The organism is Rudaea sp., assembly GCF_057139185.1.
The window spans coordinates 147,733-171,506 of sequence record NZ_DBNHDN010000026.1 but is presented as its reverse complement, the minus strand read 5'-3'; the positions used below and the strand labels follow the sequence as shown (position 1 = coordinate 171,506).

General features: G+C 63.3%; 17 protein-coding genes. 7 read left to right on the top strand and 10 right to left on the bottom strand.

Translation table 11 applies throughout. The annotated features are described in order from the left end of the window. Window positions 1-24: 24 nt before the first annotated feature. A complete protein-coding gene (locus AC16HO_RS09330; protein ID WP_395642796.1) occupies window positions 25-1,110 on the bottom strand; it encodes a homocysteine S-methyltransferase family protein in 1,086 nt (361 codons plus the stop codon). Window positions 1,111-1,143: 33 nt separating this feature from the next. Continuing rightward, window positions 1,144-2,070, bottom strand: a complete 927-nt coding sequence (locus tag AC16HO_RS09325; RefSeq protein ID WP_395642795.1) for an ArsR/SmtB family transcription factor — start codon at window positions 2,068-2,070, stop codon at window positions 1,144-1,146. Window positions 2,071-2,302: 232 nt separating this feature from the next. On the opposite strand from AC16HO_RS09325, the gene AC16HO_RS09320 reads away from it, so the two are divergent. The 6 genes from AC16HO_RS09320 to AC16HO_RS09295 all read left to right on the top strand — a co-directional run bounded on the left by AC16HO_RS09320 (window position 2,303) and on the right by AC16HO_RS09295 (window position 15,280). Next, a complete protein-coding gene (locus AC16HO_RS09320; RefSeq protein WP_395642794.1) occupies window positions 2,303-3,031 on the top strand; it encodes a carboxylesterase family protein in 729 nt (242 codons plus the stop codon). 47 nt (window positions 3,032-3,078) lie between these two features. Continuing rightward, window positions 3,079-4,239 (top strand): acyl-CoA dehydrogenase family protein, encoded by a 1,161-nt coding sequence (locus tag AC16HO_RS09315; RefSeq protein ID WP_395642793.1) that lies wholly within the window; start codon window positions 3,079-3,081, stop codon window positions 4,237-4,239. Window positions 4,240-4,366: 127 nt separating this feature from the next. Further along, window positions 4,367-5,674, top strand: coding sequence for a choice-of-anchor Q domain-containing protein (locus tag AC16HO_RS09310; protein WP_395642792.1), 1,308 nt, complete (start codon window positions 4,367-4,369; stop codon window positions 5,672-5,674). 389 nt (window positions 5,675-6,063) lie between these two features. Further along, complete coding sequence (locus tag AC16HO_RS09305; RefSeq protein ID WP_395642791.1) at window positions 6,064-11,025, top strand: NAD-glutamate dehydrogenase; 4,962 nt, start codon at window positions 6,064-6,066, stop codon at window positions 11,023-11,025. Window positions 11,026-11,403: 378 nt separating this feature from the next. Beyond that, the gene (locus tag AC16HO_RS09300) at window positions 11,404-13,752 is read left to right on the top strand and encodes a S8 family serine peptidase (RefSeq protein WP_395642790.1); all 2,349 of its coding nucleotides are present in this window, start codon (window positions 11,404-11,406) and stop codon (window positions 13,750-13,752) included. Window positions 13,753-13,777: 25 nt separating this feature from the next. Continuing rightward, on the top strand, window positions 13,778-15,280 hold the full coding sequence (locus AC16HO_RS09295) for a hypothetical protein (protein ID WP_395642789.1): 1,503 nt from the start codon (window positions 13,778-13,780) through the stop codon (window positions 15,278-15,280). Window positions 15,281-15,595: 315 nt separating this feature from the next. Here the strand turns inward: AC16HO_RS09295 and AC16HO_RS09290 are convergent, their stop codons facing one another. The 8 genes from AC16HO_RS09290 to AC16HO_RS09255 all read right to left on the bottom strand — a co-directional run bounded on the left by AC16HO_RS09290 (window position 15,596) and on the right by AC16HO_RS09255 (window position 22,795). Next, complete coding sequence (locus AC16HO_RS09290; protein WP_395642788.1) at window positions 15,596-16,510, bottom strand: efflux RND transporter periplasmic adaptor subunit; 915 nt, start codon at window positions 16,508-16,510, stop codon at window positions 15,596-15,598. Then, window positions 16,507-17,238, bottom strand: a complete 732-nt coding sequence (locus tag AC16HO_RS09285) for an ABC transporter ATP-binding protein (protein ID WP_395642787.1) — start codon at window positions 17,236-17,238, stop codon at window positions 16,507-16,509. Before AC16HO_RS09285 ends, AC16HO_RS09290 begins: the two co-directional genes overlap by 4 nt. Before the next feature lie 2 nt (window positions 17,239-17,240). Then, window positions 17,241-18,374 (bottom strand): ABC transporter permease, encoded by a 1,134-nt coding sequence (locus tag AC16HO_RS09280; RefSeq protein WP_395642786.1) that lies wholly within the window; start codon window positions 18,372-18,374, stop codon window positions 17,241-17,243. Then, window positions 18,374-19,807 carry a TolC family protein gene (locus AC16HO_RS09275; protein WP_395642785.1) on the bottom strand — a complete coding sequence of 478 codons (1,434 nt, stop codon included), beginning with the start codon at window positions 19,805-19,807 and terminating at the stop codon, window positions 18,374-18,376. The genes AC16HO_RS09280 and AC16HO_RS09275 overlap by 1 nt, the downstream gene beginning before the upstream one ends. Before the next feature lie 232 nt (window positions 19,808-20,039). Further along, window positions 20,040-21,371 (bottom strand): ATP-binding protein, encoded by a 1,332-nt coding sequence (locus AC16HO_RS09270; RefSeq protein ID WP_395642784.1) that lies wholly within the window; start codon window positions 21,369-21,371, stop codon window positions 20,040-20,042. After that, entirely contained in the window at window positions 21,368-22,033 is a 666-nt protein-coding gene (locus tag AC16HO_RS09265) for a response regulator transcription factor (protein WP_395642783.1), read from the bottom strand. Before AC16HO_RS09265 ends, AC16HO_RS09270 begins: the two co-directional genes overlap by 4 nt. Window positions 22,034-22,055: 22 nt before the next feature. Next, window positions 22,056-22,412 (bottom strand): COG4705 family protein, encoded by a 357-nt coding sequence (locus AC16HO_RS09260; protein ID WP_395642782.1) that lies wholly within the window; start codon window positions 22,410-22,412, stop codon window positions 22,056-22,058. Window positions 22,413-22,459: 47 nt separating this feature from the next. Beyond that, complete coding sequence (locus AC16HO_RS09255) at window positions 22,460-22,795, bottom strand: PepSY domain-containing protein (protein ID WP_395642781.1); 336 nt, start codon at window positions 22,793-22,795, stop codon at window positions 22,460-22,462. A 200-nt stretch (window positions 22,796-22,995) separates the two neighbouring features. Here AC16HO_RS09255 and AC16HO_RS09250 point away from each other — a divergent pair, with 200 nt between their 5' ends. After that, window positions 22,996-23,763 carry an NAD kinase gene (locus AC16HO_RS09250; protein ID WP_395642780.1) on the top strand — a complete coding sequence of 256 codons (768 nt, stop codon included), beginning with the start codon at window positions 22,996-22,998 and terminating at the stop codon, window positions 23,761-23,763. The last annotated feature ends 11 nt before the right edge of the window (window positions 23,764-23,774 follow it).

The following is a 23,774-nucleotide window of genomic DNA, read 5'->3' as shown; positions in this document are numbered from 1 at the left end:
CAGGGACTGCCGGAATGACGATTTCTACGCGGCTACCGACTCAATCGCGGGCAAAACCCGCGGCGCGACGCCGCGCACCGCCTGCGCAATCGCACGGATGTGCGCGGGGCTCGTGCCGCAGCAGCCGCCGACGAGGTTGACCAGGCCGCTGGTCGCGAATTCGCCGACCACCGCGGCCATCTGCTCGGGCGTCTCGTCGTATTCGGCGAACGCGTTGGGCAAGCCGGCGTTCGGATGCGTGGACACATGGCACTCGGCGACGTTGGCCAACGCTTCGACGTACTGGCGCAGCTCGCTCGCGCCGAGCGCGCAGTTGAGGCCGATGGCCAGCGGCTGCGCGTGGCGCAGCGAGTAGTAGAACGCCTCGGCGGTCTGGCCGGAAAGCGTGCGGCCGGACAGGTCGGTGATCGTGCCCGAGATCAGGATCGGCACGCGCGCGCCGCGGCGCTCGAATTCCTTGCCGATCGCGTACAGCGCGGCCTTGGCGTTGAGCGTGTCGAAAATCGTCTCGACCATGACCACGTCGGCACCGCCGTCGAGCAGGCCGCGCGTGGCTTCGCGATAGGCCGCATCGAGTTCCTCGAAACTCACATTGCGGAAGCCCGGATTGTTGACGTCGGGCGAAATCGACGCCGTGCGGCTGGTCGGCCCAAGCACGCCGATGACGAAGCGCGGTTGCCCGGGAGTTTTCTGCTCGACCACATCGCAGCACTCGCGCGCGAGCCGCGCGCCTTCGCGATTGAGTTCGCAGGCGAGGTGTTCCAGGTGGTAGTCGGCCTGGCTGATCGTGGTCGAGTTGAACGTGTTCGTCTCGATCAGGTCGGCGCCGGCGTCCAGATACGCGGTGTGCACGGCCTTGATGATCTCGGGCTGGGTCAGCGAGAGCAGGTCGTTGTTGCCCTTGAGGTCGCAGCCGGGGCCGTGGTGTTCATGCTGATGATGCGCGTCGCGGCCTTCGGAGAAGCGCGATCCGCGGTAGCCGTCTTCCTCGAGCTTGTACGACTGCAGCATCGTACCCATCGCGCCGTCGATGACCAGGATGCGTTTGGCCAGCGCGTCGAGTAGCGCTTGCGTGCGGACCGGATTGAGCCAGGGCAGGGCGGTGTTCATTTCATTGCTCCAGACAAAACATTGCCGTATCGGTCATGGCTTTTGTGCCAGCAAGGACAACACTTCGAAGTGCGGCGGCCGGCGTTCGCGCGTCAGGCGCGTGCAGCTCAGCACCTCGAGGCCGGCCTTGCGCGCGAACTCGCGCAGCTCGGCATCCTTGAAGCCGAGGTTGCGGTGGTCGAACGGCGCGACCGCGGTGCGGTGCGCGTGCCGGGCCAGCGTGGTCACGAGCAGGCGTCCGCCGGGCTTGAGCACGCGCGCGGCCTCGACGACCGCCTGCGCCGGCGCGTCGCTGTAGGTAAGGGCGTGCATCGACAGCACAAGGTCGAACCGCTTCGAGTCGAGATTCAGCGCATGCATGTCGCCTGCTTGGACTTCGACGTTGTCGAACGTCTTCAGCCGCGCGCGCGCGGCATGGACCACGCGCTCGCTCGAGTCGATGCAGACGATGCTGCGCGCGTGCGGCGCGAGCAGTTCGGCCAGCGCGCCGTCGCCCGAGGCGATGTCGAGCACGTCGCCCGAGTCGATCAGCCCGGCCAGCGCGCGCGCCAGCGCTTCCCAGGTACGGCCCGGCGAATAGTGGCGCTCCATGTCGCCGGCGACGGTGTCCGCCCAGCCTTCGGCGCGCGCGCGTTCGGCGAGCACGGTGGGCAGGCGCTGCGCGTCGTTCTTGAGCAGGGCGTCGTCGATCGTCTCGCGCAGCGCATGCAGGAAGGACGACGACTTCGCATCCAGCTCGGAGTTGTAGCGATAATAGGCGGACACGCCGGCGCGGCGGTCGCGCACGAGGTCGGCCTCCTTGAGCTTGGCCAGGTGCGTCGACACGCGCGGCTGGGCGAGGCGCAGCACGTCGGACAGCTCGGCCACGGTCAGCTCCTCGCGTTCGAGCAGCGCGAGCAGCCGTACCCGGGTCGGGTCGGAAAGCAGGCGCAGCAGGGCCGAGGTCGAGGCGAGGTCCATTTATCCTTTTATCTTGATTGAAAGATATATGCGTAGAATATGGGCGATGCGGCGCGGAGTCAATGTGGATGATGAGCGGAAAGCGGTGGCTTCGAGCAGTGAGCGGGCAGCCGTGAGCGGTGAGCGGGGAAGAGCGGGCGTTGCGCATCGTCGATGGTTTCCCGGCTTTTTCCGCTCACCGCTCACCGCTCACCGCTCGCTGATCCTCGGCCTCTGCACTTGGTTCGCCGCCATGCCCGCACACGCCATCGACAATGCCGCGCTCGGTAAATACTGGACCGACGACTCCATGCGCGTGCCGTATCGCGCGATCGTCACGCCCGGGCGCGAAAACAACGAATTGCTGCCACTGGTGATCTTCCTGCACGGCGATTGGCAGGATGGCACCGACAACGAATCCCAACTCGGCGGCTACGGCAACGGCTCGATGGAACTGATCGACCGGGCGATTTCAACGAACGTGCCGTTCGTCTATATCGCGCCGGAAACGACCAACGCCTACTGGCCGCCGGCGCGCGTCGCCGCGGTCGTGCGCGATGCGTTCAAGCGCTTCCCGATCGACCGGCGGCGCGTGATCCTGACCGGCATTTCCGATGGCGCCACGGGCGTGTGGGACACGCTCAAGACCTGGCCCGCGTGCTTCGCCGCCGGCGTGCCGATGTCGGGGATGACGGAAACCTCGGGGCTCGCGCCCATCGCGCTTGTGCCGCAGTGGGTGTTCCACGGCGGCAAGGACAACGACACCGACGTGGAGAAAGGCTACGACGGCGAAATGGTCGGTTCGCGCGCGGTCGTACGCGCGCTGCGCGCGATGGGCGGCAGGCCGATCTATACCGAGTATCCGGAGGAAATGCACGTCATCTGGCATCGCGCCTATGCGACGCCGGGCCTGCTCGGCTGGATGCTCAATCAGCGCCTGCGCGGCAAGGCCTGCGATTTCGCCGACTACGCAACGCGGTAAGATGGCCAGCCTCGCTTTTGCTCGAAAAACACTCATCTGGAGCCGTCATGGATTTCAATTTCAGCGAAGACCAGCTTTCCATCCAGGCCGTCGCGCGCGACTTCGCGCAGAAGCGCATCGCGCCGGTCGCTGCGGAGTTCGATGCGAAGGGCGAATTCCCGCTCGACAACATCCGTGAGATGGGCGCGCTCGGCCTGATGGGCATCGAGGTGCCGGTCGAGTACGGCGGGGCGGGCATGGATTCGATTTCCTACGTGCTCGCGATGATCGAGATCGCCGCGGCCGACTGCGCCACCTCGACGATCATGTCGGTGAACAACACGCTGTACTGCAACGGCCTGCTCAAGTTCGGCACGCACGAGCAGAAGCTGAAATACGTCGAGCCGATCGCGTCGGGCAAGGCGATCGGCGCGTTCGCGCTGACCGAGCCGCAGTCCGGTTCCGACGCGACGGCGATGAAGCTGCGCGCGGTCAGGCAGGCCGACGGCAGCTTCGTCGTCAACGGCAAGAAGAGCTGGATCACCTCGGGTCCGGTCGCGAAATACATCCTGCTGTTCGCGATGACCGACCCGGCGAAAGGCGCCAGGGGCATCAGCGCGCTGATGATCGACACCGAGCGCGCGGGCTTCCATCGCGGCAAGACCGAACCCAAGCTCGGCATCCGCGCCTCTGCGACCTGCGAGATCGAGTTCACCGACTATCGCGTGCCCGCGCAAGACCTGATCGGCGTCGAGGGTGAGGGTTTCAAGGTGGCGATGAGCGTGCTCGACGCGGGCCGCATCGGCATTGCCTCGCAAGCGGTCGGCCTGTCGCGTGCGGCCTACGAGGCGACGCTGGTCTACGCGCGCGACCGCAAGGCCTTCGGCCAGTCCATCGGCAGCTTCCAGATGATCCAGCAGAAGATCGCCGACATGAAGTGCAAGCTCGATGCGTCGTACTGGCTCGTGCTGCGCGCGGCCTGGGCCAAACAGCAGGCGGAAAAGAGCGGCGGCAAGTTCTCGACCGAAGCCGCGGTGGCCAAGCTCACCGCGTCCGAATCGGCGATGTGGATCACGCACCAGGCGATCCAGGTGCACGGCGGCATGGGCTATTCCAAGGAAATGCCGCTGGAGCGCTATTTCCGCGACGCGAAGATCACCGAGATCTACGAGGGCACGAGCGAGATCCAGCGCATGGTGATCGCGCGCAACGAAACCGGATTGCGATGAACTGAATGCAATCTGAACTTTTCTCTGACAACGCTACTCTTTAGCGCCGAACCTGAGCGGATGCCACGTGCAATGCGGGGTGTTCGTATAAAAACGGGCCGCGCCCAAACTGCGGAGGAGTGACGATATGTTGCGCTTCATCTTGCTGTTGAGCTTTATTCTTGGTCTGTGCCAAACCGCCACCGCCGGTGTGGTGTGGGTTGCCGACGGCGACTGTGTTGCAATTCAAAGCGCAGCGGCGCAGGCCGCGAATCGGCCCACGACCATTCAACTCGCCCGCGGCGGAAGCTACGTCAGCAACGACACGGCCTGCTCGATCAGCGTCGGGCAGGGCAAACTGGTCGTTGAAGGCAATGGAGCAACGATCCGGGCACGACAGATTTGCGGATTGGGGACGGCTTTCAACGTCGGTCCCGGCGTAGTGCTGACGGTGCGCAATTTGAAGCTTGTGGACGAAACCGACACTTGCATGGGTAGCGTGCCCAGCGGACTGTTCCGCAATGGTGGTGCGCTCTATCTGGAGAACGTGACCGTTTTCGGGAACTCGCTCGGCACGACGCTGCGGAGCTTTGCGCCAGCGGATGTGACGCTGCGCAATACGACCTGGATCGGAGCGTCTCTGACCGGCACCTTCACTGCCTACAACTCCACGTTCGTCGATTCGTCACTGACGATGGGCCCGTGTGGCATGAACCCGATGATTTGCAATGGAATCACGTTGTCCAATTCGCTGCTCTCTTCGAACAAGCAGATTTGTTTCCAGACCAACGGAACGCCGCTGACTTCGTTCGGTGGAAATGTGCTGACCGATCCCGGGTGTGGGCCCTCCGCGAGCACAGGCGACAAAGTCGTTTCGGATATGGGCTTGCCCGCACCAGCCGACCACGGCGGTCTCGTGCCGACCGTGCAAATCGACTACGCCAGCCCGGCCTATCGCGCCGGCGTCGCGCAATACTGCGAGGCCACCGATGCGCGCGGCGTCACGCGCAACGCGGTGAACTGCGATGCTGGTGCCTACGAGTTCGGCGGCGGTGTGGGCCTGGTGACGGCGAACGGCATGAACGGGCTCTACTACGTGCCGGGCATCGCCAACGGCCACTATGTGTCGTTGCGGCGCATCCACGACAACAAGGATGTCATGGTGTTCTGGACCACGTTCGACAACAACGGCAACCAGGCCTGGATCTACGGTGTCGGCACGTTGACCTCGGATCGGCACATCCACGCGCAGATGGCACGCAATACCGGCGGCGTGTTGCAGCCGGGCGGTGCGCCGACGGGGGCGAAGGCGAGTCCGTGGGGCACGGTGGACATCGATCTGACGAGTTGCGCGGCGGCGCAATTCAATTACCAGTCCGATCTGCCTGAGTTCGGCAGCGGCCAGTTTCCGCTGAGCCGGCTGGCGTTCGAATCCGCGATCGACTGTGGAGACTGAAATTGACGGGCATGTGCCTGTCCGCATGAATGCGAACATCGCAGCATCCCGTCTGCGGCGTTCCGTTTCCGCACGCGGCAGTGAAAGTCAGGCACCTGCACACGCGTGCAGCTCGCCACGCAGGCATTCGAAATGGCTTCGCCGGTTCGAGTGCATTTGAAAGGAGGGGCGCCGCATGGCGCCCTTTGCTTTTGGAAGAAGCGCGGATTCGTTGTGCCTCCATGTTGCAACGCGGCGAGGAATTCCGAAGGATCGTGAACGCTTGCTGAGGCGGAGCGATGGGCAGCTACGCCGAAGTGGCTCCATCGCCTGCAAGCAAAGCGGCTTATAATTCGCGTTCGATCCGGCATCGGGCCGGAGCCACTCACGCCAGGGACTTCCGATCCGCCATGAACGCGAAACTCGCACCGGCCGACACCACGATCGACGCCATCCTCACCGAGCTGCAGCCGCATCTTTCCTCCGCGGCACAAGTCCAGCAGGCGCGCACTTTCGTCAGCCAGTTTTTCAGCCGCGTCGCCGGCGACGACGTCGCCGTGCGCGATGCGAAGACCTGGGCGGCGCTGCTGCACGGGCTGATGGATTTCATCCGCGTGCGCGCGGCGAACACGCCGAGCGTGCGCGTGTTCAACCCGAGCCTGGAGAACGACGGCTGGGAGTCGAACTACACGGCCGTGCAGATCGCGACGAACGACATGCCGTTCCTCGTCGACTCGGTCGGCATCGCCGCGCACGAACACGGTTTGGCGCTGCATGGCCTGATCCATCCGGTGTATTTCATCGCGCGCGATCCGGGCGGCAACCTGCTCAACCTCGCGCTCGACGACGCGCACAAGGGCAGGCCCGAGTCGGTGATGTATCTCGAAGTCGATCGCCTGAGCGAGCCGGCCGAGATGGAGCGCCTGCAGAAGGCCATGCAGCTCGCGCTGCACGACGTCGCCGCGGCCGTCGCCGACTGGCCGGTGATGAAGGCGAAGATGCTCGAGATGGCCGACAATGTCGGCAAGTGGAAGCTGCCGCTGGACGCGGCCGGCGTCGCCGAGGCGCAGGAGTTCCTGCGCTGGGCGGCGGCGGACCATTTCACCTTCCTCGGCTACCGCGAATACCACGTCGTCAAGAAGGGCGACGACGAAGTGCTCGAGGCCTCGCCGAAAACCGGCCTCGGCATCCTGCGCGGCAGCGAGAAGCAGGTCGCGCCGCGCTCGCTTAAGACGCTGGTGTCGCACGAGCTGCGCAAGTCGGGCACGGGCGACGCGGTGATCCTGACCAAGACCAACGCGCGCTCGACCGTGCACCGCGGCGGTTACATGGACTACATCGGCGTGCTCGAATTCGACGACAAGGGCATGCCGACCGCCGAGCATCGTTTCCTCGGCCTCTATGCCTCGGGCGCCTACACGCGCCGGCCGTGGGAGATCCCGCTCGTGCGGCAGAAGTACGAGGCGGTGATGGACCGCGCGGGCTACAAGCGCGACTCGCATTCGGGCAAGACCCTGCGCAACGTCCTCGAGACGCTGCCGCGCGAGGAGCTGTTCCAATCGAGCGAGAACGAACTGTTCGATACCGCGGGCGGCATCATGCACCTGCAGGGCCGCGCGCGTTCGCGCCTGTTCGTGCGCCGCGACAAGTACGGCCGCTTCTTCTCCTGCCTCGTGTTCGTGCCGCGCGAGCGCTTCAACACCGATGTGCGCGAGCGCATCGAGGCGCTGCTCAAGCGCGCCTTCCACGGCGAGCGCGTCGATTCCTCGGTGCAGATGGGCGAGTCGCCGCTCGCGCGCGTGCATCTGGTGATCCGGCCGAAGCCGGGCGACAAGCCTGGCTACGACGTCGCCGAACTCGAAGCGAAGATCGGCCAGGTCGTGCGCAACTGGCACGACGAACTGCGCGAAACGCTGGTCAAGAAACACGGCGAGGACAAGGGCTCGCGCCTGGCCAACCGCTACGGAAGGGCGTTGCCGGCGGGCTACATCGAAGAGGTTTCCTCGGCCGTCGCCGCAGCCGACGTCGAAGCGGCGGCGAGCCTGAAGAACGCCGATGACATCCGCCTGAATCTCTACCGCTCGCGCGGCGAGACCAATTTGCGCTTCAAGCTGTTCCGCTACGGCGCGCCGATCACGCTGACCGAAGTGCTGCCGATGCTCGAGAACATGGGCATGAAGGTGCTGTCCGAGCATCCGTACGAGATGCACGTCGGCGACACGTCGATCGTGATCCAGGATTTCGAGGTGCAACCGGCCGGCCGTTTCGACTTCGATCTCGACACCGTGCGCGACACGTTCCAGCAGAGCTTCGAGCGCATCTGGCGCGGCCAGACCGAGAGCGACGGCTTCAACAAGCTGATCCTCGGCGCCAACCTCGACTGGCGCCAGGTCGCGATGCTGCGCGGCGTGTGCAAGTACCTGCTGCAGGCCGGCGTGCCGTTCTCGCAGAGCTACATGGAGGAGACGCTCAACCGTTATCCGCTGATCGCGGCGTTTTTCATCGTGCTGTTCGAGACCAAGTTCGATCCCGCGCGCGACAAGTGGACGAAGGCCGAGATCGAGCAGCAGAAGAAGCGCCTGCAGAAGGAAATCGACACGCTGCTGCCGGAAACGATGAAAGAACAGCGCGGCATGATCGTCGACGCCGTCGTTGCCGCTTGTGCGCAGACGCGCGAGGAGCAGTACAAGGCCGCCGTTGATGCGGTCAAGTCGCTGCTCGACAACGTCGCCAGCCTCGACGAGGACCGCATCCTGCGCGCCTACCTCGGCACGATCGGTGCGATGCTGCGCACGAGCTATTTCCAGACGCCCGAAGGCAAGCACCGCGAGTACATCTCGTTCAAGTTCGATCCGTCCAGGGTGCCGGACCTGCCGAAGCCGCGGCCGTACCGCGAGATCTTCGTCTATGCACCGCGCGTGGAGGCAGTGCACCTGAGGTTCGGGCCGGTCGCGCGCGGCGGCCTGCGCTGGTCGGACCGGCGCGAGGATTTCCGCACCGAGGTGCTCGGCCTGGTCAAGGCGCAGATGGTGAAGAACACCGTCATCGTGCCGGTCGGCTCGAAGGGCGGTTTCTTCGTCAAGCGTCCGCCGCTTGGCGGCGACCGCGATGCGCAGCTCGCCGAAGGCATCGCCTGCTATCGCCTGTTCATGAACGCCATGCTCGATATCACCGACAACCTCGTCGACGGCAAGGTGGTGAATCCGCAGAACTGCGTGCGCCACGACGCCGACGATCCGTATCTCGTCGTCGCCGCGGACAAGGGTACGGCGACGTTCTCCGACATCGCCAACGCGATTTCGATCGAGCACGATTTCTGGCTCGGCGACGCGTTCGCCTCGGGCGGCTCGGTCGGCTACGACCACAAGGCCATGGGCATCACCGCGAAGGGTGGGTGGGAATCGGTCAAGCGCCACTTCCGCGCGCTCGGCCGCGATTCGCAATCGCAGGACTTCACCTGCGTGGGCATCGGCGACATGTCCGGCGACGTGTTCGGCAACGGCATGCTGCTGTCGAAGCACATCCGCCTCGTCGCCGCGTTCGACCACCGCCACATCTTCCTCGATCCGAACCCGGATGCGGCCAGGACCTTCCCCGAGCGCGAGCGCATGTTCAAGCTGCCGCGTTCGTCGTGGGCCGACTACGATGCGAAGTTGATCTCGAAGGGCGGCGGCATTTATCCGCTGACCGCGAAGTCGATTGCGATCTCGCCCGAAGTGCGCGCCGCGCTCGGCATCGACGACGGCGTCGAGGCGCTGTCGCCGAACGACCTCAAGCGTGCGATCCTCAAGGCGCCGGTCGACCTGCTCTGGAACGGCGGCATCGGCACCTACGTCAAGGCCGAAGTCGAGACCAACGCCGATGTCGGCGACCGCGCCAACAACGCGATCCGCATCAACGGCAAGGAATTGCGCAGCAAGCTGATCGGCGAGGGCGGCAACCTCGGCTTCACCCAGCGCGGGCGCATCGAAGCGGCGCTCAATGGTGTGTTGTTGAATACCGACTTCATCGACAACTCGGCCGGCGTAGACACCTCCGACCACGAGGTCAACATCAAGATCCTGCTCGGCGACGCGGTGCAGCGCGGCGAGCTGACGATGGACCAGCGCAACAAGCAGCTCGCGGCGATGACCGACGAGGTCGAGCGCCTCGTCCTCGCCGACAACTACCGCCAGAACCAGGCGATCAGCCTGATGGAGCGCATGTCGGTCGCGCGTCTCGGTTCCAAGCAGCATTTCATCCGCACGCTGGAATCGCAGGGCTTGCTGGACAGGCAGATCGAGTTCCTGCCGAGCGACGCCGAGTTCGCCGAGCGCAAGGCGCGCGGCCTCGGCCTGACGCGCCCGGAACTCGCCGTGCTGCTGTCGTATTCGAAGATCGTGCTGTTCCAGCAGTTGCTCGAATCCGACGTACCGGAGGATGCGTACCTGTCGAAGGAGCTGCGCCGCTATTTCCCGGTGCCGCTGCAGGAGAAGTACGCCGAGCACATGGAGCGCCATCGCCTGAAGCGCGAGATCATCGCCACCGCGGTGACCAACTCGATGGTCAACCGCATGGGCGCGACCTTCGTCCTGCGCATGGGCGAGGACACCGGCAAGACGCCGGCGCAGGTCGCGCGTGCGTTCAACATCGCGCGCGAAGTGTTCGATGCGCGCAACATGTGGGCGCAGATCGAGGCGCTCGACGGCAAGGTCAACGGCAACGCGCAGATCGACGCGCTGCTCGTGATCTGGCAGTGCCTGCGCGGCACCACGCGCTGGTTGCTCAACCATGCCGACGAAGGACTCGACATCGCCGCCGCCGTGGCCCGATACCACAAGGGCATGCAGGAACTGCGCAAGCAGCTCTACGACGTGGTCACGCCGAGCGAGCGCGCGATCTACGAGAGCGAGCAGCGCCGCTGGAAGGAGGCCGGCTTCCCCGACGCGCTCGGCAACGAACTCGCCGGCCTGCGCACGCCGGGCTCGGGCCTCGACATCATCCACGTCGCCAGCGACCACAAGCTCAGGATCGGCGAGGCGGCCGAGGTGTATTTCGGCCTCGGCGAATCGCTCAACCTCAACTGGCTGATGCAGAAGATCGAGGCGTTGCCGGTCGAATCGCAATGGCACGCGCAGGCGCGCGGCGGCCTGCGCGACGAACTCTACGCGCAGCATCGCGCGCTGACCGCGCAGGTGCTCGAGGGCGGCAAGAAAGGCGCGAAGGGCAGCGATCTGGTCGCCGCATGGCTCGGCCGCGACGATGCCTCGCTCAAGTTCACGCTCGCGATGTTCGCCGACATGCGCTCGCAGGTGGTGACCGACTATCCGATCATCTCGGTCGCGGTGCGCCGTCTCGCCCAGCTCGTGCAGGCGGGGGCGCAGTCGTCGTGATGGCGCTTGCGGGCATGCTGCTCGCGGCGCAGTAGGAACGGCCGGCAAGGGTTGACCTGATTCGCGTCGGACGTCAGTGCGGCACAAGCCCCCTCATCAGAGCTGGCGTGGGGGAGAGGCATGGGGGCGCTTCTCGCTCTGGCCTTTCACGATGATCGAAAGCCCCTCACCCCAAGCTCTCTCCCTCAACGAGCCGTTGCTGCGCTGAGTGTTGGGGCTAATCAGGAATCCGAAACAAGCGAGGCCTCGGTCGCAGATTTCGGTTGTTAAAGATTTCCAAATTAAATTATTAATCTTTTGTTATCAAATTCTTGACAAATCAATTGTTACCTTCGACTCGCGCTGGGTAGAGCGCCAAACTGGTCGGAGAGAGTAGCTATGAATTTGTACTGGGTGAGTCCTCGTCTTATTTCTGTGCGCAAAGCACGAATTGCTTCAATGGTCGCGATTCTCGTAAGTGGAGCACTTCCGCAACATTCCAATGGAACGACTGTCGCTTCGCAGTTTACGGAAGGTCCTTTCGTCGGCGGCGTGTTCGACAGGCCTCCCATGGAAAACGCCGACCTCGTCGTTTATCGCAAGCAGGTGCAAGAGACTACGCGCAGACCTCGCAAGGCATTCGAGGTCGGGAAGTATCTGTCAGATGAGAACGGAAACAGCAATGAATTGATCGTTTTGCCGGACAGCGCAAACCCGGCATGGCTTTCATCGTTAAATATTGGTTTGTCAGGCTCCGTACGCGCTGAGGACGTATTGGTCGAAGGCGTTGAGAAGGCGGATATGCGCTTGCTTTCGGCTTTCTTCAATCCAGTCGACGCCAGGTATCTTATCGATGATGACCGGCTGGACAACGTCAGTCGCGCCGAATTGAAAGCCGATGATCCGACTGAACGTCTACAGAGATATGTGATCCTGCGTTATGGCGATATTGCCAGCGCCAAAAAAGCAAAATTAGAACTGCAAAAAAGATTTGCGTCCAGCGTGGGGATGAATCGTACACTACGATTTGCTTGGTCACCCAACGATTCCTATTTTGCCAAGTATAACGCGACCCATCCAGCCCAGTATCAATGGGGACTACACGCCATGAATTTTCCCGCGGCGTGGGATAAGGCCCTAGGGTTCTCCTATGTTGCAGATATAGATACCGGCTTCGTAAACGACACAGCTCCGGCGGACCTGCAGAAAAACTACAGATCACACTTCTCCGCAGCCATTTCGCTACCACCAGCGGGATTTGAAGCGCACGGCACACATGTCGGCGGAATCATCGCAGCGACGGTGAATAACTCGATCGGGGTGGCAGGTGCGTGTCCAAACTGCAGCCTCGGAGAAATGCGAATTAATCAGGATTGGGCAAGCATAGTTGTAGGGCTCAATAAATCGATAGAGCGTGGGTTTCAAGTCGTAAACATGAGCCTTGGTACAGTCGAATATAGTGAAAATATTGCTTGCCCAGCCTCCAATTATTTCGACATCGACAATTTTTGTACCGCCTTAAGCTTAGCCACAAGCCGAGATCTTCTCGCCGTTGCGTCCGCTGGCAATTTTCGTTGGAACAAACCTGCATTCCCTGCGAGCGAGTCCGCAGTGCTTGCGGTAGGCGGTGTTCAAATCGCAGCTGCGCCAAGTAACCCTTTTTCGTATCCCTATAGTGTGCAGCTTTGGACTGAGCCAAACGCATTAGACTGGTATGGCCGGCCTGATTCTTCCGGAAGCAACTACCCTGGTAGTGACGGGGTAATGGCACCCGCTGCGGATATTGTCTCGACCTTGCCAGTGGGGTCGAACTACATTTCCGTTACCGACAGGCGGCCTTGCGCCGATTCGGCAGGGTTTGATTTTTCCGGAGCGGCGAATGACGGATATGGGAATTGCTCGGGAACATCCATGTCCGCGCCATATGTTTCCGCACTATCCGGGATTTTGAGATCGATTAATCCAAGGCTGAGCGCTTCACAGATAAAAACATTGATTCGTCAAGCGAGTGGCACATTTTCTGGTACTTATACTTACACGTTATCGAGCCCTCAGATACTATCGAGTTACGGAGTTCCGAATGCGCTAACAGCCGTCGCAAACACAATTGCGCAAACGACTAATAGGTTGACTCCTTTATTTTCGATGTACAGCCCGGGGCGGTCGGATTATTTCTACACAACTGTTCCGCAGATGGCCGCATCGGCAACGATAGGGACACTGGAACCACGAAATAACGGCATGCCGAGTTCTATTAGCTATTCGGTACTCGATGGCGTCGGCATTAATGGTTATTCATCGTTTCCTGGTGTTAGCGGAAGTCCGAAAGCGCAGGTTTGGGTTTTTACTACATCGCTAAACCCCAAGAATGGCGGCGACCCATTGGTTCCATTGTATCGTCTGTCGTGGAAGTGCGGCGATGCGACCATCAGTCCCCCGGTGATTTGCAATTCGAATCCGCAGCATATCGACGTGACTTACACGGCTGATTCCGCGGGTGTGACCGCCTTCACCGATCTTGGATATAAAGTCGATGGCATTGAAGGATATATATATCCTAAGACCAGTTCGCAGCCTACGGGTACCGTCAAATTGATGCGGAAGTACAATCCGTCGCGCGACGACCATGCAATCTTTCCGGATACGCTGGAAACGGCAATGTATTCTTTGGGGTATACGGATAATTCCGGAAGTGACTGGCTCGGTTATGTCTATTTAAATCAGGGACCTGTTCCTTCGATTTTATGACGGGCGGAGTTTCAGGAGAAATCTAATGACAAGACATTTTCAGCAAAGGACTTTTGTGGCCAGCGCGTGTATCGCGCTTGTCGTTTCAATGCCGATTTACGCCGTGGTCATAAACCCCCATGGCCTGGGTCAAGTACTGGTCTATCCGTACTACACGGTTAACGGCAATAACTCGACGTTATTGACATTGATTAATTCCAGTACCGACACCAAAGCGGTCAAAGTCCGGTTTCTCGAAGGCTACAACGGGCGCGATGTGCTCGACTTCAACCTGTATCTACAGCCTTACGATACATGGGTGAGCGCAGTGGTCGAGTCCGGCGACGGTGCGGCGCTGTATACCAACGATGCCAGTTGCACGGTGCCGAAGCTTCCCTCGACGATCGTGTCAGCAATGGCTTTTTCTACCAACAACTTCAACTCGGGCTCGACGCAGGGTGCAGACGGTGGTCCGACAGGTTCCTCACGCACGCGCGAGGGACATATCGAAGTCATCGAAATGGGTACGGTGACGAACGATGTCTGGCAGACTAGCGATTCGTTGAAGCACCACGGTGATGCGACGGATTGCTCACAAGTGCTTCAGGCTTGGCAAGAGGGCGGCTATTGGCGAAGCAACGCGCAAACCGATATCGGACCGGCCACAGGCGGCCTGTTCGGCAGCGGGACAATCGTCAATGTTCCGGTTGGCACGGTGCAATCCTACAATGCCGATGCGATTACGCAGTTCTATGCAGAAGGTGGCGTAGGGCAGCACAGCGCGCCCGATGCATTGACGCCAAACATTGCCAGCGCGACGTCGCTATCGGCTTTGGTCTACACGGGCAATAAGGTCCAATCGCTTGGCTTCAAGCGTGGCATCGATGCCGTGTCCGCTGTTTTCATGGTCGAGTCATTGGCCAACGAATATTGGACCGGCGGCGGCACGGCGGCGCGTTCGGAGTGGGTCATTACCTATCCCACAAAACGGTTCTATGTCGATCCGTATTATGTCGGCCAGAGTGCGCAACTGCCGTTCGAGTATACGTACGGAGTCACTCAGAGTGGTACGGCGGTTTCTTACACCGACGTGAGGTGGGTTCAATTGGATAGGGAGGGGAAAATTGCGGTGCCAGTCTGCCTCGCCGTGGGAAGCTGTCCGTCGCCGCGCCTCCTGTACGACAGTCAAATCGTGACGTTTGGCTCAGGAGGCGCGAATGGAATGGATCAGCTATACGGCCCAAAGACGCCTTCGAATGTTCTTGCGTCCAATTTAGTTCCGATGAATCTTCCGGCGTCGAGTCCGCAGACGGGTTGGGCGATACTGGACTTTCATCAAGGCCAGCAACCGACGTCACCGCTTCGCTTGTTGACAGATACCAGCGGGAGCAAAGCTCTCATTGGACAACCAGTCACGGGCTTCTGGGTTACGCAACTCATCAATGGCAATGCCGACGGCAAGGGCATTCTGGCTAACTACACTGCGTTGTTCCGACACAAAGCCAACGCAAGATGCATCAACATCTCCGATAGCTCTCCGTGCTCCTGAACTAGAGCATTTTTGATTCAAATCTTACAACCAGCGAGCCACCTCAACCCCTCTCTCCTCGCGGGAGAGGGGCTGGGAAGAAGGACTTCGAAGACAAGGGCGGAGGTGGATGCATCGCCGAAGACCGTGGCTCCCCCTCTCCCGCGAGGGGAGATGTGTCAACAACCAAACCGAAACCGCTCTAGTTTCCGCTCCCTGTTGAATCCAAACTTTGCCGACAATCCCTCTCTGACTGCCAAGTAGCGGCTCGATATCTGCGTTGCGCCTGCCTACCGCCGGCAGGGACGTGAGCGATGGCGCGGCGCGGGCGGGACGTTATCGCACCGCCGCCGGCAAAAAACGCACCTGCACGCGCTGGCCGACCTTGAGGCTGTTGTCGGGCAGTTCGAGGATGCACTCGACGTCGCGCGTATCGGTGGTTTCCTGCGCGCTTTCGTTGAGCTTGCTCGGGCCGAATACCTCGCCGATGCGGTTTACGCGCGCGGTCTGCGGCTTGCCCGGGTCGGTCTCGCTGGAGATTTCCGCGGTCATGCCGACGCCGACCTTGTTGACGAAGCCTTCGTTGAGTTCGGCGCGCACGATGCGCGGCGCGTCGGGCAGCAGTTCGACGAGTTCGCCGGACGAGGGCGAGACGACGTCGCCGATGTGCGTCGCGCGCGAAATGATGCGGCCGGCGACCGGGGCCCGCAGCGTGCGCGCCTCGATCTCGTACTCGGCCTGGCGCACTTTCTGCTTCGCCGTCTCGATGTTGGCGTCGGCAACGGCGATCTCGGCGTTCAATTCCGCCATCGCCTGTTTCGCGTCGTCAGCCGACTGGCCGGTCGCGGCGCCGGCCACGGCCGCCTCGAGCACGCGCGCCGCGCGCAGCTTCAGCGCCGGTTGCTTGGCGCGGAGCAGCGTGCCTTGCGCACTCGCCGCGTTGAGTTCGGCGCGCGCCGCGTCGAGCGCGATCCGGGCTTGCTTCGTGTCGAGCACGACGAGCGCGTCGCCGGCCTTGACGTCGTCGCCGGCTGCCTTCGGCAGTTCGGCGACGATGCCGTCGCGCGAGGCGGCGACATGGACGAGCCCGCCCTGCACGTCGACGCGGCCGCGCGCGATCGCGACGAACTTCGACGAGGCCGTTGCGGTCGCTGCCGGCGTGCCCGACGTGGTCTTGCCGCAGGCGCCGAGCATCAGCGCGACGGCTGCGCCGGTTGCGAGGACGAGCGGGGTGAGGGCGGTCTTGCTCATGGGTTCGCTTCCGCGGAAGTGGATCTGGACGGGGCCGACGCGCTGATCTGCTTCACGTCGGACAGGATACGCCCGTCGGCCATGTGGATGATGCGGTCGGCGTCGGCGGCGAGGCGCGTGTCGTGGCTGACGCAGACGACGGTTGCGCCGTACACACGCGCGACGCGATGCAGAGCGTCGATGACGTTCTTGCCGTTGACCGAATCGAGCGCGCTGGTCGGCTCGTCGGCGAAAAGGAATTGCGGCTTCTTCGCCAGCGCGCGCGCGATCGCGATGCGCTGTTTCTCGCCACCGGACAGTTCGATCGGGCGCAGGTGCGCGCGCGAGGCGAGGCCAACTTCTTCGAGCGAGGCCAACGCCATGTTGCGCACGGCATGGCGCGGCAGGCCGAGGTAGTTGAGCGGCAGCATCACCTGCTCGAGCGCGGTCAGCGCCGGAAACAGGTTGAAACCCTGGAACACGAAGCCGGTGTGCTCGAGGCGGAACTTCTCCAGGTCCGCACGCGATTTCTGCCACAGATCCTCGCCGAGCGCGGCGACGTTGCCGCGGTCGGGCTTGAGCAGGCCGCTCAGTATTGCCAGAAGTGTACTTTTCCCGGAGCCGGAGGGACCGAGCACGAGAGTCAGCTCGCGCTCGTCGAGCGCGATCGACATGCCTTGCAACACGTGCGTTTCGACGCGCCCGCTCGTGTAGCTCTTGGTGATGTTGTCGGCGACGAGTGCGGTCATGATCAGCGCAGCAGGTTCGCCGGTTCAAGGTGATTGATCGCACCGACCGCGAGAAAGCCGGAAATCAGCGCGATCGCCATGACCAGCGTGGCGCAGGCGATCGCGGCCAGATAGTTGAACGCGATCGGCACGTCCTGTCCGTGGGCGAGCAGGGCCAGCGAGACGCTCACCGCGCTGCCGACGACGACGCCGATGGTGCCGACCCAGAACGCCTGCTCGAGGATCACGCGGCGCAGCGCGCCGATGCCCGCGCCGAGCGCGTTGAGCATGGCGTACTCGCGCACCGAGCTTGCGACCGCGGCGAACAGCGTCTGGCTGGTGATGACCACGCCGACGAGGAAGACCACGAACGAAAGGAAGATGAAGCCGAGTCCGGCACCGGTTTCGAACATCCAGTAGGTTGCCGCGTTGCGCGCGAATTCGTCGTGGGTCCACACTGCAAAACGGTGGGCGGCGGCAACGGGCGTGAGCCGGTCGCGCACCACGTCCGGGTTCGCGCCCGCGGCGAGACGCGCGACGTAGTAGGCGACCTTGTCGCGCTCGGCAGCATCGGCGACCAGGGTGCGCGCGGTGGCGATCGAGGTGACGATATTGACGCCGCCGAGCGTGCGCAGGCCGTTCGCCGCGGCGACGATCTTGACCCGGTGGCCGTTGAGGAACGCGGTGCTGCCGATGTCGAGGCCGAGCTTGGGCAGGTCGGCCGCGTCGACTATCACCGCGCCGGGTTCGTTGAGCAGCGCGCGTTCGGCAACGTCGAGCACATGCGAGAACATCAGCCCGTTCGGCGCGGGGTCGATGCCGGAGATGAATACCGATACGCTGCCGCGCTCGGCCGGGCCGCGCCAGTCGCCGTCCAGCCACTGGAACGGCTCGACCTGGACCACGGCCGGGTCCATGCGTAACCACATTTCGGTGTCGCGCGGCACGGGGCGGCCGAGTTCCACGGTCTGCGTGCCCGGATAGCCGGCCCAGATGTCGCCACCCGAGCGGCTTACGTAGACCCCGGCGCTGGAGAAGATGCCGAACATCAGCGCGGTCATCATCAGCAGCAGCAGGCCCGAGAACGCGACCGCGAGCGCGGCCGGCAGGAACTTGCGCCACTCGTAGATCAGGGTCTTGCGCGCGAGGGCGACCACTACGGCAGGCCTTCGTTCTTCGCGTCTTTCGCGAGCGGCGGAATCGTGCCGCCGAAGGCCTTGTACAACGCGATGTAGGCGAGCGCGCGGTCGCGCGTGGCGAGGTTGCGCGCAAGGCGTGCCTGCGCCGCGGCGAGATCGGCGGTGGCGGTCTCCAGGCCGTCGCCGAGGCCGATACGCTGCATCGTCTGCGCGGATTTCGCGCCACGTTCGCTCAGGTCCAAAGCCTTCTGTTCGTTGCCCGCGAGTACGCTTTTCGCATCGAACTGGACAAGCGCGGTCTGCGCCTCGCCCACGCCCTCGATCACCGCCTGGCGATACGCGAGCAGCGAAGCCTGCAGCGCGCGTTCGCGCGCATTGATGACCTGGCGGCGCGCACCCCAGTCGAGGATCGGCAGGGAAATCGTCGGTCCAGCGATGAACACGAAGTCGTCATTGAGATGGGTGGAGGTCAGCGCAGTGGAGGAAATGAGGGTGGTGTAGAGGCCGAACTTGGGGAACAGGTCGGAGCGTGCGATGCCCAGCTCGCCCGCCGCGCGCACGACATTCTGTTCGGCGCGACGGATGTCGGCGCGGGTACGCAGGAGATCGGCGGGCGCGCTGCGGAAGTCGATCGCGGGCAGCACCGGCTGCTTCGATGCGCTGAGCAGGGCAGGATCAGGAGTGGTCGTACCGAGCAGAACGGCGAGGGCTTGACGGGTTTGCGCCGCGGTCAGTGCCGGTTCAGCCGCTTCGTTCTCCGCCTGCAGCGATTCGGCCCGGGCCCGGTCCAGTTCGAGCTGCGTGCCCATGCGGGTGGCGAGGCGTGTCTGCGCGAGCGCGGCCTGCCGGTGACGCACCGCGACCACTTCGTCGAGGGCGCGCGCGCGCGCCTGAGCGGCGCGCAACTCGACATAGTTGCGCGCCACTTCGGCGATGACGGATACGCGCACCGCTGCGTCATCGATGATCGCAAGATTCTCGTCGGCGAGGTTGATGCGCTTGTTGCCGGTGGCGCGGCCGAAGAAGCCAAACTCCCAGGTCGAATCGAGGCCGATTTCGAGATAACCAGTGCTTGCATTCGGCGCGGTCTCGATGAAGGTGCGAAAATTGAGGTTCGGCCAGAACATGCCGCGGTGGGCGTGGCGGATCGCGCGTGCGGCCTGCAGGCGCTCGCCGGCGATGCGGATGTTGAGGTTGTCGTGCAGCGCGCGTTCGATCAGGCCGTCGAGCACCGGGTCGTCGAAGGCGCGCCACCAATGGTCGAGATCGGGGGCGAAGCCGCCCGCCGCAGCGTTGCGCGCCTGCCAGTCGGCAGGCGTGTCTTTGGGCAGATCGGGAATGGCCGTGTGCCACGAGCATGCGCTCGTTGCGCAAGTCGCGGCGAACGCGAGCGCACGCAGGCCAGCCCGTACACCCTCGCGCAGAGGTGTCGGAAAGCGCATCAGCAACATGAAAAAATGGTCATGGCCGCGTGGATTGCCCCTCGAGTCATCGCCTATTGTCGCTTGGATCGTGCAGAATGTGCAGATGTCCGTTCGGGGCGAGGCGGCCGCGCTGGAATCGGTCCCGTGAATGTTCATTTTGGCGAGAATGGCCGTCAGCGTTGCGTGGACAGCGGATGAACAGGCCCGGAAAACCCCGGCCACAGTAAGCATTTCGCCCCTCTCCTCGCTTCTCAAGCCGTTACCTAGTGGGGACGATGACGACGGCGCTCAGCCCGGTTTGCCGGGATTCGTCGGTGAAATCCAGGCGGATTTCCGCGCCGATGCGATGCGCAATGGTTTGCACGATGGAGAGCCCCAGGCCCGAACCAATCTGCTCGCTACCCAGGGCGCGGTAGAACGGGTCGAAAACCCGCTCGCGTTCGGCCAACGGGATGCCGGGTCCATTGTCCCGAATGCACAGTTCGACGCTGCCTTCCGACACCCTCACGGAAAGGTCGACGCGCCCTCCCTCGGGAGTGTAGCGAATCGCGTTGTCGACCAGGTTCTTGACCACGGCGATCATGTCAAACTCGCTGACCCGTACTTTGGCGTCTTCGGTGCCTTCGACGCCGATGTCGATGTGCTTGGCCCCGGCCAGCGGCATGAGGTCCTCCAACACGCGGCGGTAGATGCGCTGGACGGACACGGGCGACTGCGGCAAGTCGGCAGCCGACCGCACCCTGGCCAAGGTCAGCAGTTGATCCAGCAGGCTCCGGTCGCGCTCGATTCCTCGGCGCAGCACTGTCAGCCGCTCGCGTGCCAGGCCGGACATCTCCGCTTCCGCCAGCCGTTCGGCCTGCAGCGAAAGGGCGGTCAGCGGCGAGCGCAGCTCGTGTGCCGCATCCGCCACAAAACGGCGCTGGGACTCCATGGACTGACCCACGCGGGCCAGCAAACGATTGATCGCCACGGCGAAGGGCCGTACCTCGACCGGGAAGTGGCGATCGTCGACCGGATGCAGTTCCTGCTCGGCACGCTGGTCGATTGCCCGGGAGAGCGCGGCAATCGGGCGGAACATCTTGCGCACCAGGTTGGCGACGATCAGCAGCAGCACCGGCACCAGAATCAGGAAAGGCATCACGGTGCGCAGCGCACCGTCGTGGGCGATTTCGTTGCGAAACTCGGATTCCTGAGCCACCGCAATGCGTTCACCCGCGGCCGTGGTCTTGACCAGTACGCGGAAGTTCTCGCCGCCGACATCCAGCGTTTGCAGCCCATCCGCCAGGGTTGTCGGCAGGGAAAGAGTACCGCCGGCATCCACGCTCGTCGCAGACGGATCGGCCTCGCCCAAACGCTGGACGATCACGCGCGACTCTTCATCGGCATCCGCGAGTCGGGCATCGGTGGTCGGCAAGGTCGGCGACAGAAGCCGACTATTCATGAGCTGCGCGACCTGGCGCAGCACATCGTCCTGCAATTCATGCGCTTCATTGAAAGCCGACAGGAACGAGAAGACGCCCGCCACGATGGCCACCACGAAGATGGCCAGCGACAGGGCGAAGGACAGCTTGAGCTGAACCGAATCGTTCAAGCGCCTTTTGCGACCATCCATCCGACCCCCCTGACGTTCTTGATGACCTCGCCGCCCAGCTTGCGTCGCAGCGCATGAATCAGAAATTCGACGGCGTTGCTCTCGACCTCCTGTCCCCAGCCGTAGATGCGGTCCTCCAGCTCGGAGCGCGAGAGAATGGCCCCGGGCCGCACCAGCAAGGCGTGCAGCAACGCGAACTCGCGCTGGGACAGTTGCCGCGGGGGACCGCCGCCGACGCAGGCCTCCTTGGTGGCCGGATCGAGCGACACCACGCCATTGCTGAACGCGGGCGCAGCCGTGCCGCCCTTGCGCCGCAGAACGGCGCGCATCCGGGCGAGCAGCTCGGCCATCTGGAAGGGCTTGGACACGTAGTCGTCGGCCCCGCCGTCGAGGCCGCGCAGACGATCATCCAGGCCATCGCGCGCGGTAAGGATGAGCAGGGGAACCGGGTTGTCCTTGGCGCGGATGGCGGTCAGCACCTCCAATCCATCCTTGCCGGGCAGGCCCAGATCCAGCAGTACCAGATCATAATGCTGGCAATCGAGCGTCGTAAGCGCTTTCGGCCCGTCTTTTACCCAGTCGGCGGCATAGGACGCATCCTTCAATGCGCCGTGGACGGCTTCACCGATCATGGGGTCGTCTTCGACCAGCAATACCCGCATTCCTCCTCCTTTCCCTCGCCGTTCAATGTATCGCCCTGGCAGCCCGCTGCCGGAACAGCAGGATCGCGATCGGCATGCAGGTCGGCAGTGCGATCGATGCCGAATGGCGGCTCAGCGCCAGACCGCCCGCGCTCAGCGACTTGTCCAGAAAATCGCCGACCACGGCACGCAGTGGACGGGCCAGGATGAACGCCGTCCAGAGCAGCAACTGCGGGATACGCCGATCCCGCGGTAGATCGCCACGGCCAGGGGCGAGCAGCTCGCTGAGCACGATGACCGCACCAGTGTAGCCCGGGCCCGTCGCATCGGCCGGCCAATCGCCGAATGCTGTACCCAAGGCCCGGGAGAACATGATCGTCAGCCATTGGAAGGTCTTCAATCCGGATCGCGTCCGTTGGGCGATCCGGACGTATCGATGGCGACCGGTCAGTCCTGCTCGTCGTGATCGTCATCGCGATCCACCTTGTCCACTGCGGACGAGACGACCGTGCCCTTGTCGGCATCGACCCGGACATCGACGACCCTGGCTGCGCTGACTACCTCGACGTCGTAGACCCAACCCTGCTTCGAGTTTTCGTACTCGGCGCGCGACGCTTTGCCGTTGGCGTACTGTTCGGCAACGGTGACGGCCTGAGTGAGCGGAATCTTGGCCGTGGCAATCGCTGGGGCGTCGTTCTCCGCGCCGCTCTTGTCGGCGTGGGCGACTGCGCCGGTTGCCGCAATGGCGATCGCCAGGAGGAAAGACTTGGTGTTGAGGTACATGACGTTTCTCCGAGCGTGCAGGGATTTGCACGAAGGAGAGATTACGCAGGCAAACTTAGCTGCCACTGAGCCAGGCGAGGTTTCGGTTCGCTCCGGCGCAGTGCGAGCGACTCAAGGAAATCGGCGTGGTCGTCTGTCGAAAATGACGTCGGGCGTCGAGTTCGCGGTTAGAATCGGCGCGACCCTTGCGTGGAGCCGCCGTGACCCGATCCGCCATCGCCTTCGTCGCCAGCCGCACCGAAGAAGCGCAGGATGCGCTCGCGCAGATACGCGCGCGGTACGCGGAAGTGCCGTACGAAGAGGCCGACGTGATCGTCGCACTCGGCGGCGACGGCTTCATGCTGCGCACGCTGCACCGTCATCTCGCATTGAACAAGCCGGTGTACGGGATGAAGCTCGGCACGGTCGGGTTCCTGATGAACCAGTTTCGCATCGACTGCCTGGGCGAGCGCCTCGAGCGCGCGCAGGCGACCGTGCTCAAGCCGCTGGTGATGGAGGCGGTCGGAGAATCCGGTGGCAGCACGACTTCACTCGCGTTCAACGAGGTTTCGCTGTTGCGCCAGACCAAGCAGGCCGCGCACATCCGCGTCTCGCTCAACGGCACGGTCAAGATCGACGAGCTGATGTGCGACGGCGTGCTCGTCTCGACCACGGCCGGCTCGACCGCCTACAACCTGTCCGCGCACGGTCCGATCCTGCCGCTCGGCGCCGACGTGCTCGCGCTGACCCCGATCAGCCCGTTCCGTCCGCGGCGCTGGCGTGGCGCGATCCTGCGCGCGGGCACCGAGGTCAAGCTCGAGGTGCTCGACCCGTACAAGCGCCCGGTCAGCGCGACCGCCGATTCGAACGAAGTACGCGACGTGGTCGAGGTGACGGTGCGCGAATCGCGCGACCGTACCGTGCAGCTCCTGTTCGATCCGGAACACAACCTCGAAGACCGCATCCTCAACGAACAGTTTGCGTATTGAAGGCGGCGCGA